Annotated in this window: 8 protein-coding genes; 6 read left to right on the plus strand and 2 right to left on the minus strand. The window is 50.8% G+C overall.

Going from position 1 to position 13,124, the window contains the following annotated elements; genetic code table 11:
* Positions 1–277 precede the first annotated feature (277 nt).
* A complete protein-coding gene (locus H8B09_RS02950; protein WP_191201969.1) occupies positions 278–670 on the plus strand; it encodes an FxsA family protein in 393 nt (130 codons plus the stop codon).
* Positions 671–1,023: 353 nt separating this feature from the next.
* Here H8B09_RS02950 and ytvI read toward each other — a convergent pair whose 3' ends face one another.
* Positions 1,024–2,139 carry a sporulation integral membrane protein YtvI gene (gene ytvI / locus H8B09_RS02955; RefSeq protein ID WP_191201970.1) on the minus strand — a complete coding sequence of 372 codons (1,116 nt, stop codon included), beginning with the start codon at positions 2,137–2,139 and terminating at the stop codon, positions 1,024–1,026.
* A gap of 318 nt (positions 2,140–2,457) precedes the next feature.
* On the opposite strand from ytvI, the gene ppk1 reads away from it, so the two are divergent.
* Positions 2,458–4,521, plus strand: coding sequence for a polyphosphate kinase 1 (ppk1, locus tag H8B09_RS02960; RefSeq protein WP_191201971.1), 2,064 nt, complete (start codon positions 2,458–2,460; stop codon positions 4,519–4,521).
* Here the strand turns inward: ppk1 and H8B09_RS02965 are convergent.
* Positions 4,518–6,044, minus strand: coding sequence for a Ppx/GppA phosphatase family protein (locus tag H8B09_RS02965; RefSeq protein WP_191201972.1), 1,527 nt, complete (start codon positions 6,042–6,044; stop codon positions 4,518–4,520). The genes ppk1 and H8B09_RS02965 overlap by 4 nt on opposite strands.
* A 294-nt stretch (positions 6,045–6,338) precedes the next feature.
* On the opposite strand from H8B09_RS02965, the gene citZ reads away from it, so the two are divergent.
* The 4 genes from citZ (at position 6,339) to recQ (ending at position 13,063) form a co-directional block, all read left to right on the plus strand.
* The gene (citZ, locus tag H8B09_RS02970) at positions 6,339–7,451 is read left to right on the plus strand and encodes a citrate synthase (RefSeq protein WP_191201973.1); all 1,113 of its coding nucleotides are present in this window, start codon (positions 6,339–6,341) and stop codon (positions 7,449–7,451) included.
* A 51-nt stretch (positions 7,452–7,502) separates the two neighbouring features.
* Positions 7,503–8,798: an NADP-dependent isocitrate dehydrogenase gene (gene icd / locus H8B09_RS02975; protein WP_191201974.1), complete on the plus strand. Its 1,296-nt coding sequence runs from the start codon at positions 7,503–7,505 to the stop codon at positions 8,796–8,798.
* Between the two features lie 824 nt (positions 8,799–9,622).
* Positions 9,623–10,564 carry a malate dehydrogenase gene (gene mdh, locus H8B09_RS02980; protein WP_191201975.1) on the plus strand — a complete coding sequence of 314 codons (942 nt, stop codon included), beginning with the start codon at positions 9,623–9,625 and terminating at the stop codon, positions 10,562–10,564.
* A 285-nt stretch (positions 10,565–10,849) separates the two neighbouring features.
* A complete protein-coding gene (gene recQ / locus H8B09_RS02985) occupies positions 10,850–13,063 on the plus strand; it encodes a DNA helicase RecQ (RefSeq protein WP_191201976.1) in 2,214 nt (737 codons plus the stop codon).
* Positions 13,064–13,124: the final 61 nt, after the last annotated feature.

Genomic DNA, 13,124 nt, shown 5'->3' on the forward strand with positions numbered 1-13,124 from the left:
ATTTGCACCGAATTATCGGTTGCCTACGTAGTAACAAGAAACAAGCAATTACTCACAGGCAGCATTAACCTAAAGGTAAGCAATTTGCTTACAGGCAGTAATAACGAGAAGCAAGCAAATTGCTAAGTGTATGCTTACGAAGCAAGCAATTTGCTTAACAGGCAGTAATAACGAGAAGCAAGCAAATTGCTAAGTGTATGCTTACGAAGTAAGCAATTTGCTTAACAGGCAGTAATAACGAGAAGTAAGCAAATTGCTTTTAGGAGGTTATGACATCATGCGCAAATGGCTTCTTATCGTAATTGTTGGCTTATTGCTTGATTGGTGGACCATTAGTGCGGTTGGGGCTTGGCTAGGGGGCGGTGTCTCGTTCTTGCTGCTGCTATTGTCAGCCTTCGCCGGTTTTTATTTGATGCGCTTCGAAGGACGCAAATCATGGCTGGAGATGCAGCAACAGCTTCAGCAGGGCAGACCGCCAGGCCATGCAATGCTTGATGGGGTTTGCGTGCTGCTGGGCTCGATTCTGCTCATGCTGCCAGGCTTTCTATCTGACATCATCGGTTTGACGCTGCTGCTGCCCTTTACACGGCCGCTGTATAAGGGCTACATGCTCACCTTCATCGAGAGGAAGCTGCGCAACGGCGGCTCTTTCACGATTCGTCGCTGGTGAAGCGTTACATGTCTATTGCTAGCTGTGCTGCACTGCGTAAGTAAATGTTCCTACGATCGTTGTTGTCCGTACATGTACCTCTCCCAGCTTTGGGGGAGGGGGAAAATAAAAAAGGTTGAGCAGCTTAGCAGATGCTCGACCTTTTTTTGAATCTGGAAATCAATCTTGGTAGAATGGAAGAAGCAAGAACTTCCATTTACACAAAGTTTATATTTAAGTAGTCGCTAATCGGAACATGCGAATGATTCTGGAGGTGCAGAGCATATGCTTCCGATGAAGCTTTTCTCCGAAAAGCTTTTAAGCGTTCGCCTTTGTTAATCGGGTTGTACACTGTAATCAGTTCCGTTGTCAGGCTACCTCGCTCCGCGGAGGATAAAGTTGTAGAGATCCCGGAATACGTTGGCTCGCACGAAGGCGAAGAAGATGACGAGCGATACCGGGCCGATGATGAGGCCAAGCACGCCGAACAGCTTCAAGCCGGCGAACATTGCGATAAGCGTAGGCAGCGGGTCTAGACCTACGCTGCTGGCGAGTACTTTTGGCTCGATCATTTGACGGGCGACGAGAATGACGCCATACAGAATGGAGAGGCCGATACCTAACTGCACATCGCCATAGATGAACGTGTAGGCGATCCAAGGCACCATGACAGCACCAACGCCCAGGTACGGCAGCAGATCGACGAAGCCGATCAACAGGCCGATCGTAATGGCGTAATTAACGCCTAACAGCAAAAGGCCGATAATAACAACAACCGCAGTTATCGAGATCATAATGAACTGTGAACGAAGATAGCCGAATAAAGCCTTTTGCAAATCGCCCCATACGGTTGTGAGGGATTTCAGGAGGCCGTCTGGAACCCAGCCTGTCAGTACTTTGGCATGCTTATGCCAGTCCTTGCCGATGAAGAAGGAAGCGAGCAGGACGACAACCGTTATCGTCAAGACGTTCGGCAACGAGATTAGAATCGACGTCAGACCGTTGAAGAAATGGGTGACGAGGCTCGTACTCGCTTCTGCCAGCATATTGGCTGTATCCTCGATCTTGTTGTTGATCGGCTGCTGGTACTTCGGATTCTCGTTATAGAAGGTGCTGATTTTATTGATCAAATCTTGCATTTCGGGGGTATTTACAAACTTGTCAAATTCATCGCGCCACCAGTTGATCGTACCGTTGATGGATTGGGATAGATGAATAACTTCGGTAACAATGCGGGTAATGAGTGCGGAAATAATCGTAACGGCGATAACAACGAACAGGAATAAGGAGAAGGTAACGGCCAGCCATCTTGGAAAACGGACTCGCTTCTGCAGGAAACGGACGAGGGGATTGAGCGCATACGCAAGTATCCAGCCAATTAAGAATGGATAAACAAGCGGTGTTACATATACAACGGCTAGTACGAGTAAAGCAAGCATGACTACAACGAATAGGCCACGCCACATGCGCATGGCGACGACTTTGTTCAAGCTGCCGCACCTCCTAAGGATGAGTTCCATTAAGCATCGTTCGAAGATCAGGCTGTACCAGAAAGTGTATCACGAATCAGAATATTTTACCAAAGCTCTGTAGGGCGATTTGTCCATTTTGTAAGATAATGGTCTGTCTTGATGTCCGTGTTCACAAATTGTCGTTTTCATGATCTGATGCCAAATTCATTTCCTGTGGCTTGGTGATCAACAGCGGACTTTTTGAACGACCTCTTTAACAATAGATTTACAATTATTTAACATTGTACGAATAATCGACAAGCATAATGAGGACAAGAAATGGAGGCGCTCGTCCGTATGAGCAAGCAAATAATGTCCCACTATGTAAACCGCGATCTAAGCTGGATCGAGTTTAACCGTCGTGTGCTGCGCGAAGCGCAGGATGCGACCACACCGCTTCTGGAACGAGCGAAGTTTCTTGCAATCGTATCCAGTAACCTTGATGAATTTATTAGCGTAAGGGGAGCAGGCGTCCAGAGTCAGATGAAAGCAGGTCTGACGAAGAAAGACTTTACCGGCTATACGCCTGTTGGCTTATGGAAACGACTGATCAAACGGAATTCCCAAATGGTAACGGAACAATACCGTACATTCCGCGAGGTTGTTCGAGGCATGGCGAAGGAGGGCATCGTATTCCGCTCCGTCGATGAGTTGAATGCGACGCAGACGACAGCAATGGAGCGCTATTTTCACGATATCATATTCCCTGTCTTAACGCCGATGGCCGTTGACCAGAGCCGTCCTTTCCCGCTTGTGCATACGAAAGAGCTGTACATGTCTGTCTTGCTCCGCAAAGAAGAGGATGCACCTGAAGAGGAACCTTATTTTGCCATTATACAAATTCCATCTATACTGCCTCGCCATATCCCGCTGCCTGTGCGATCGGGTACCAAACGTACCGAGTTCGTGCTGATGGAGGATCTGATAGAGAAGTATATCGACACGCTATTCAAAGGATATACGCCATATGCCGTTCATCCGTTTCGTATAACTCGGAATTCTGACCTAACCTTGAATGAAGAAGGCGCAGAGGATCTGCTTGAAGAGATTGAGAAAGAAATTCGCCGCCGCCGTTGGGGGATGACCGTTCGACTTGAAGTCGATAAGGATATCGATCCTTACGCGCTGGCTGTACTGAAAGATGAATTGGAGATCAGCGATAATATCGTCGAGATTGATGGTCCGCTGGACTTGAGCTTCCTAATGAAGTTCGCGGTTACGCTGCCGAATTACGAAAACTTGCGGTATGAGCGTATGGAGCCTGTGTATCCACGTGAGTTCGATGAGACGGATGATATGTTTGAAGTGCTGCGTGAGCGAGATGTTCTTATGTATCATCCATATGAATCGTTTGAGGCTGTCACTGATTTTCTTGTGCAGTCTGCTTATGATCCAGAGGTTCTCGCGATAAAAATGACCCTGTATCGGGTTAGCGGCCAGTCCGAGCTCGTCCAAGCGCTCGTCAAGGCGGCTGAATCCGGCAAACAGGTTACGGTCGTTGTAGAGCTGAAAGCGCGATTCGATGAGGAACGTAATATTGCATGGGCGCGTCAGCTCGAGAAAGCTGGCTGTCATGTTGTCTATGGCCTTATCGGGTTGAAGACCCATGCCAAGATTCTGCTGGTCGTTCGTCGCGAGCTGGATGGATTACGTCGTTATGTGCATGTTGGCACAGGCAACTATAACGATAGTACCGCCAAGCTATATACCGATATCGGATTATTCACTTCACATCCTGTTATTGGCGAGGACGCTTCGGCGCTATTCAATGAGATGACGGGTTATTCCTCTCCATATGATTGGCGAGCTTTCGGAGTTGCGCCGACCTCGCTGAAAGATAAGCTGTTTGCGTTAATCGATCGGGAGAAGGAACATGCCATAGCGGGGCGTCCTGCACGTATTATTGCGAAGATGAACTCGCTATCCAATCAAGAGATGATTGATAAGCTTTATTCCGCTTCTCAAGCAGGAGTGAAAATCGATCTGATCGTGCGCGGGGTATGCTGCTTGCGTCCAGGGGTTGAAGGACTCAGCGATAATATTCGTGTCATTAGCATCGTGGACCGTTATTTGGAGCATTCGCGTATGACGCTGTTCGCAAACGGTGGCGATGAGGAAGTGTATCTATCGAGCGCAGACTGGATGACGCGCAACTTGAACCGGCGTATTGAACTGATGTGCCCGGTATTCGATGGTTATCTTCGCCGAACAGTCCGCAACATATTATTCATGAACCTGGAAGACAATGTGAAGGCACACGAGCTGCAATCGACCGGCGTTTATCAGCGCGTAACGAACGAACTGGCTCCTATGAGAAGCCAGTTCGAGGCGAAACGTATATCGCGTTGGAAATCACACTAGAAGTTAGGTATTGCAAGTACCGGTGTGAGATGCCAGGCTTTGTTAAAATCTTTACTTACCTCTTCTACTTCGGCCCGCTCGACATCGAGCGGGCTTCCGCTTGTTAGCGCTTCTAGTTTCAGCATGCCTTGCGCAGTTGTAATGGAGAGTCGACCAATCGACTGCGTTTCCGTTCGGTCAAGCGCGGCCGCGAGCTGCAATATTGTGCCGAGCAGCGTAATATAATCGAGATCCGACTCTTCGAGCAGGTCACGGTATTCAGCAATTTGCTGGCGCAGTCGGCTTTTGCCCTTGAAGGAAGCAATTGCAGCGACCAGGACCATCTCCCGATGAGATAAGCCGTTCAGATGCGAGTTGACGATCAGATAGAAAGAGTGCTTCGCGTAATGGTAATAATCGATGGATGCACCGATCCGGAACAGCGAAGATGCGGTATCCATCCAGCGGTGAGCGCGCTCGGGCAGTTCCATCTTGGGGCTCAAATATTCGAACAGCTGCATCGCCAGTCGATTCACCTGCATGACATGCTGCTGAGGCGCTTCAGGATGCAGCCAGCTCAAATTGCGTACGCTGTAGCCAAGCACATCGTCCAGCCGCGGCTGATTCTGGAACCGGGTGTCATAGAACAATCCATCGCGAAGACCGGCTCCGCAGACGAGATAATGGGTTGCCTGCAGCTTACGGTATAAGCAGCGAAGAATGGCAAGTCCCGAAACAATAACGTCAGCACGGTCTTTGGACAGGCCAGGCAGCTTATTCCGTTTGTCTGTTGGAATAGGGCGCAGCTGCTCAAAGAGCTCGTTGGTTCGAGATTCGGTGATCATGTAGTTATGGGTAAGCGGAAATGCATATTTGGTATCGGCTTGGTCGAGTTTACTGAGTGCCCGAACGGTTCCGCCTACACCGATTAGTGGAAGGCCAGGCGTCCAGCTCAGCCATGCTTCCTTCCGGACGGTCTGTTCCACTTTGTCTTCAAGTTCGCTTAGTGCTTCATCGGACAAGGTCCCGTCTTTGGCGAGAAAATGGGACATATTTACGCAGCCGATAGGGAACGATACGCTCTGTACGAGTGTCCGGTCGCGAAACAACGATATTTCGGTGCTTCCGCCGCCGATATCGATCAAGAAGCCTTCACGGACATCGAGGGTGTTGATCATGCCAAGGAAGCCGAAACGAGCCTCCTCTTCGCCGGAGAGTACCTCGATGGTAAGTCCTGCCTCTTCCTGAACGCGTTCTACGATTTCATCCCGATTAGCGGCGTTGCGAATCGCTGCGGTGGCAACAGCACGTATATAGCCCGTACGATGATGGGCGCAAATGAGCCGGTAATGGTTCATAATGTCAATAAGTTCGTCGATTTTCTCAGGCCGGAGCCGGCCTTGATCATCAATACTACCGCTTAACCTTGCAGGACGCTTGCTGCCATCAATGACCCGGTGTGCCCCATTAGCGGTACGTTCATAGACGGCTAGTCGGATAGAGTTGGAGCCGATGTCGATAATGCCTAGGCGTTGTTCCTTCATGATTGCTTCCTCCGAATATGATTTGACTGCCGTTGCCTCGGGTGGAATGACGGCTAATGCTATCAGTTTACCATTTTCTAGTCGCGAATCCTAACAAGATTGCCGATGATAAGGGAAATATGTTATTTTTTTAACTGTGGCAAAAATACTTTATTAAGTCGATAAAGGAATTCTATTCGGCGTTTTGTGTCGTTTTGTTCACTTCATGGGCAAAATTCGGTATGATTAGATAGTTGAACATACGACGAGATTCCTTTTTCATTGGATAATTCCGAAACCGAAGGAGAGAAAAACATGACAGCAACCAAAGGTCTGGAAGGAATTGTCGCTACGACTTCTTCCATCAGTTCCATCATCGACGGCGTACTTACGTACCGCGGCATTAATATCGATGACTTGGCAGAAAACGCTTCGTTCGAAGAGGTTGCTTACTTACTCTGGTTCGGCAAGCTGCCTACCCAAGCTGAGCTTGACGATTTGAATCGTCAATTCAGTGAATATGCTGCACTGCCTAAGCAAACCATCGAGCATCTCAAGCTGCTGCCAAGCAACAGCAATTCTATGGCTTCCCTGCGTACAATCGTGTCGAGCCTCGCTCTGTATGATGCAGAAGCGAACGACATGTCGCGTGAAGCGAATGTTCGCAAAGCGATCCGTCTGCAAGCACAGCTTCCAGCTGTTGTTGCTGCCTATTCGCGCATCCGCCAAGGTCTTGAGCCTGTGGAGCCGAAGCAAGGCGTTTCGATTGCTTACAACTTCCTCTATATGCTGAGCGGCGAGGAGCCTAGCGATGTTGCTGTTAAAGCACTCGACCAAGCACTCGTACTGCATGCTGACCATGAATTGAACGCCTCGACTTTCGCAGCACGTGTAACGGTTGCAACGTTGTCCGACATTTACTCGGGCGTTACATCGGCAATCGGCGCGCTGAAAGGACCACTCCACGGTGGTGCGAACGAAGCGGTTATGGTCATGCTCGAAGAAATCGGTTCGCTTGCTAACGTTGAATCTTACATCAACGACAAGCTGAACAATAAAGTTAAAATCATGGGCTTTGGACACCGTGTCTACAAGAATGGCGATCCACGCGCGAAGCATCTGATGAAGATGTCCCGTGAGCTTGGCAAACAGAAGGGCACGCCTGAACTGTACGAAATGTCGATCAAAATCGAAGAGCTCGTTACAGGTCAGAAAGGTCTGAAACCGAATGTCGACTTCTATTCGGCATCTGTCTACACGACGCTGGGCATTCCGCGCGATCTGTTTACGCCAATCTTTGCAATCAGCCGTGTTTCGGGATGGACAGCCCATATCCTCGAGCAATATGAAGATAATCGTCTCATTCGTCCGCGTGCTGAATATACGGGTCCATCGAATGTGAAGTACGTACCAATTAGCCAGCGCTAAGCTACTGTTTGTTCAGCATTATCATTTATTATTTTTAGGAGGAAACAAATCATGCCACAACTCGAAAAATTCGCTCTTCCAACGGAAGGCCAACCAATCACGATTCAAGACAGCAAACTTCAAGTACCTAACAACCCAATCATCCCTTTCATCGAGGGTGACGGCACGGGCCGCGACATCTGGCGCGCATCCGTACGCGTTCTTGACGCTGCTGTAGAGAAAGCATACAAAGGCGAGAAGAAAATCGCTTGGTACGAAGTATTCGCTGGTGAGAAAGCATTCAACCAATACGGCGAATGGCTGCCAGCTGATACGCTGACTGCAATCCGTGAATATATCGTTGCAATCAAAGGTCCTCTGACGACGCCAATCGGCGGCGGTATCCGTTCCCTGAACGTTGCGCTTCGCCAAGAGCTTGACCTGTACACTTGCCTTCGTCCAGTACGTTACTTCGACGGCGTGCCTTCGCCAGTTAAACGTCCTGAGCTCGTTGACATGGTTATTTTCCGCGAGAACACGGAAGACATCTATGCAGGTATCGAGTATCAATCGGGTTCGGAAGCTGTTAAGAAAGTGCTGACGTTCCTTCAACAAGAAATGGGCGTTAACAAAATCCGCTTCCCAGAAACGTCCGGTATCGGCATCAAGCCAGTATCGTCCGAAGGTTCGAAACGTCTCGTTCGCGCAGCGATCGAATACGCAATCAAGCATGGCCGCAAATCGGTTACGCTCGTACACAAAGGCAACATCATGAAATACACGGAAGGCGCGTTCAAGAACTGGGGCTATGAAGTAGCTGAGCAAGAGTTCGCTGAGCAAACGTTCACGTGGGGCCAATACGACGCAATCAAAGCAGAGAAAGGCGAAGAAGCGGCTAACGCCGCTCAGAAAGCCGCTCTGGATTCCGGCAAAATCCTCGTTAAAGACGCAATCGCAGACATCGCGCTTCAACAAGTTCTGACGCGTCCTACGGACTTCGACGTAATCGCAACGCTCAACCTGAACGGTGACTACCTGTCCGACGCACTTGCTGCACAAGTTGGCGGTATCGGCATCGCTCCAGGCGCTAACATCAACTACCTGACGGGCCATGCTATCTTCGAAGCTACGCACGGCACGGCTCCTAAATATGCAGACAAAGACGTTGTAAACCCAGGTTCGGTTATCCTGTCCGGCGTAATGCTCCTCGAGCACCTTGGCTGGCAAGAAGCTGCAGACCTTATCTACAAAGGTCTGGAGACGTCGATCAACAACAAAACGGTTACTTACGACTTCGCACGTCTGATGGAAGGCGCGAAAGAAGTGAAGTGCTCGGAGTTCGCGGACTACGTTATCGCTAATATGTAAGGGAGACCCTTACCAACCCTGACATCCCGCAACCCCCTAAATCCCCCTTCCCCAAGGAAGGGGGACCCCAAAGGGCTCCCGCCCTCTGGACACCGGAAGTTTCGCATATGTGCGCGCTCGGGTGGCTGGAGAGTAGGGAGCCGCTTTTGTCCAATCCACCATAGTCCTATTCCCTCGGAATAAGACTATGGTGGATTGGACACGCTCTACTGTGGTGGATGTGAGGGGCGTTAGAGGTGGGCGAGTTCGAACGTCTGATGTTTGGTGCGTGCTGACGTGTTTGATCAAGATTGGTATTGGCACTCGCTTGGCTCGTGCAATGTAGGGGTTGGGTAACGCTTCGGGGTCGACGATGGTTCCCTGCGGGAACACCCATCGTCGAAGGGCGTGAGAGCGATGCTGACGAAGCCGACGATGGTTCCCTGCAGGAACACCCATCGTCGAAAGGCGTGAGAGTGATGCTGACGAAGCCGACGATGGTTCCCTGCGGGAACACCCATCGTCGAAAGGCGTGAGAGTGATGCTGACGAAGCCGACGATGGTTCCCTGCGGGAACAGCCATCGTCGAAAGGCGTGAGAGTGGATGCTGCGAAGGGGCGATGGTCCCCTGCGGGAACACCATCGTTGAAAGGCGTGAGAGTAGCGCTGGCGAAGAGGCGATGGTTCTCTGCGAGAACGGCCATCGCCAAAACAGATGAAGGTGGGGTGATTGCATGATCGTGTGGGTCATTAAGGTCGTTGTTGTGCATGCATTGATTCATGCAATCATGACGTCCGTGATTGGCAGTTAGCGTCAGAAGAGCTTCTTCAAGGAGGAATCCGAGATGGCGATTAAACGGAATAAGATTACGGTTGTTGGAGCTGGCTTTACGGGAGCGACTACGGCGCTGATGCTTGCGCAGAAGGAATTGGGCGACATCGTGCTCGTCGATATTCCGCAGCTTGAGAATCCGACGAAGGGCAAAGCGCTCGACATGTTGGAGTCCACGCCGGTTCAAGGCATTGACGCGAGAATTACGGGGACGTCCAATTATGAGGATACGCGAGATTCGGATGTTGTGATTATTACGGCTGGTATCGCGCGCAAGCCTGGGATGAGCCGGGATGATCTTGTGAACACGAACGCAGGCATTGTCCGGTCCGTGTGCGAGAACATCAAGACGACAAGTCCGAACAGCATTGTGATCATCTTATCGAACCCGGTTGATGCGATGACGTATGCGGCGTATCATGCGCTTGGTTTTCCGAAAAACCGTGTAATTGGCCAGTCCGGTGTACTGGATACGGCTCGTTACTGCACGTTCATTGCGCAGGAGCTGAACGTGTCCGTTGAAGATGTTCGCGGCTTCGTGCTTGGCGGGCATGGCGACGATATGGTGCCGCTTGTTCGGTATTCGAATGTTGGCGGTATTCCGATCGAGAAGCTCATCCCAGCTGATCGCATTGAGGCAATCGTTCAGCGGACGCGTGTTGGCGGCGGCGAAATCGTCAACCTGCTTGGCAACGGAAGCGCCTATTACGCACCAGCGGCATCACTTGTTCAGATGACGGAAGCGATCCTCAAGGATAAGAAACGGGTTCTGCCTGTCATTGCGCTTCTGCAAGGCGAATACGGCTATAACGACCTGTTCATGGGCGTTCCCACGATTATCGGAGGAGACGGCATCGAGAACATTTTCGAGCTGGACCTGACAGCAGAAGAGAAAGCAGCACTTAATCAATCCGCAGAGTCGGTACGCAGCGTCATCAAGATCGTTCAAGGCTAATCGAAGCTTTATCGATTTTCGTCCATAAAGTATAATTATAGCTACAGGAAGACCCTGACGAGCTGCACAACGGTCAGGGTCTATTTTTTTTCATCACGATCTTTAACACTTTTATCGAAACAGAAAGCTTGCCCGAACAGGGCACGCGACTCCTAGCACGCAGCATCAGACACACGCAACATTCATTCCATCACCAACCTTCCAAGGTCCAGGGGACGGAACTCCCATGGGCCCTCCCTTGCAGGGAGGGTTTGGGTGGGTAGAACTCTAGAGAGGAGGGATCGTTTGCAAGAAGCAAGGAAGCTGCTGAAGCAGGTATATGGCTATGATACGTTTCGCAAAGGGCAAGAAGCGATTATTAGCGGCGTTATGGAAGGCCGCGATACGCTGGCGATTTTGCCGACAGGCGGGGGGAAGTCGGTCTGTTATCAGATTCCAGCGCTATTGATGGACGGGACGACGCTAGTCGTATCGCCGCTTATTTCATTAATGAAGGACCAGGTCGATGCGCTCAACCGACTGGGTGTGAAAGCAGCGTATCTGAACAGCTCGATGAGTGCGGTTGAATATCGCGAAGTGATGCGGCAAGCATTCATGGGTGAATATAAGCTGCTCTATGTAGCGCCGGAGAGACTGGATGCGCCGATGTTTGCATCGTTGTCGGAGCAGATGCATATTCCGCTTATCGCGATCGACGAGGCGCACTGCGTATCGCAGTGGGGACATGATTTCCGTCCTAGCTACCGCCAATTGGCAGGTTGGATCGCGCGTATGAATAACCGCCCGCTGGTCGCTGCGTTTACGGCTACGGCTACGGAAGAGGTAGCGCGTGATATTGCGAACATGCTGGGTCTGCATGATCCGAGCATTCATGTGAGCGGCTTCGCGAGGGATAACCTATCGCTGTCTGTCGTTAGCGGGGCGGACAAGCCGGCTTTTCTCCGTAAGTTCATTACAGAACGCAAAGATCAATCCGGTATTATTTATGCTGCTACTCGTAAGGAAACAGAGCAGGTGCATGCCGTTCTTGAGAAAATGGGCATTGCTGCAGGCAAGTACCATGGCGGACTTGGCGATACCGAACGAGCGGAAATGCAGGAGAAGTTCCGCTTCGACGACGTTCGCGTTATGGTAGCAACCAATGCGTTCGGCATGGGTATCGATAAGCCCAACGTACGATTCGTTCTGCACTGGCAGATGCCAGGCGACGTCGAATCATATTATCAGGAAGCAGGTCGTGCGGGGCGTGACGGGGAAGAGAGCGAATGCATCCTTCTTTTTGAACCGCAGGACGTTCAAGTTCAACGTTTCTTAATCGATCAAGGTACAGGTGACGGCGACCGCAAGTCGATTCAAATGGCGAAGCTGCATACGATGATGAATTTCTCGCGAACGCAGCGCTGCTTGCAGCAGTTTATCGTTGAATACTTCGGCGAAGCGGATGTTCCGCCTTGCGGCAAATGCAGCAGCTGTCTCGATAAGAGCGAGTTAATCGACCGCACAGACGATGCGCTCAAAGCATTATCTTGCGTTGCGCGGCTAAAGGGAAAGTTCGGGGTCACGACTGCGGCGAAGGTGCTGAAGGGTTCGCGCGACAAGCGCGTTCTGGAATGGGGACTAGACCGTCTATCAACCTATGGGTTGTTCTCACGCTGGCCGGAGAAAGAAATTTCGGATTGGCTGTACTGGCTCGTAGCTGAAGGTTATTTGGTCATGAGCGATGGACAATATCCAACGGTATCGCTTGCGTCGGGTTCGCTGCCAGTGCTTGAGGGCAGGGAACGGGTGCAGCAGCGGAAGCGGACGACTGTAAGGCAAGCATCGTCCCAAGCAGTAAGCTCACCGCTCTTCGACGCGCTGCGTGAATGGCGGCGAACGGCGGCGGCACGGGAGAAGGTTCCGCCATTCATGCTGTTCTTCGATGCAACGCTGAGGGAGCTGGCAGATGCGGCGCCGACAACGCGAGAAGAGTTGTTGTCCATTAAAGGGATCGGCGCAGCGAAGGCGGACAAGTACGGCGATGATATCCTATCGATTATCGGATCCTTCGCTTTAACTAATGATGCTGCAGCAGCGGCATCGACATCAGTGAGGGCGGAGCATCCTGTAACTGTCAGTGCTGTTGTCGCGTCCAATCAGGATTATGGAACAAGTACGAAGAAGGAGTCGAGCAGGAGAGCGCCTAGCAGCTCTGCAGATGCGGATGGAGCAAGCCATGTTCAGTCGCTCGAACAGTTCGAAGCAGGCATGAGTGTGAAGGACATTGCAGCGGCACGGGGCTTAAGCGAAGTGACGATCGAAGGGCATTTGATTCGATGCGCATTGGAAGGTTTGCCGGTAGACTGGGAGAGGATGCTGCCAGCCGCTTATGAAGCTCAGATTATAGAGGCCGTCGATCAAGTTGGCGCTGATAAACTGAAGCCGATCAAAGAAACGCTGCCTGATGAGATCAGCTATTTCATGATCAAAGCTGCGCTAGCGAAGCGCAGCCTCCAATAAAACGGCAATATCGTGACAATGCAGGATGTTCTTTGAGTAATGGAGCATATTTTAGTATACT

The organism is Paenibacillus terricola (assembly GCF_014779765.1).
Taxonomy (GTDB): Bacteria; Bacillota; Bacilli; order Paenibacillales; family Paenibacillaceae; genus Paenibacillus_T; species Paenibacillus_T terricola.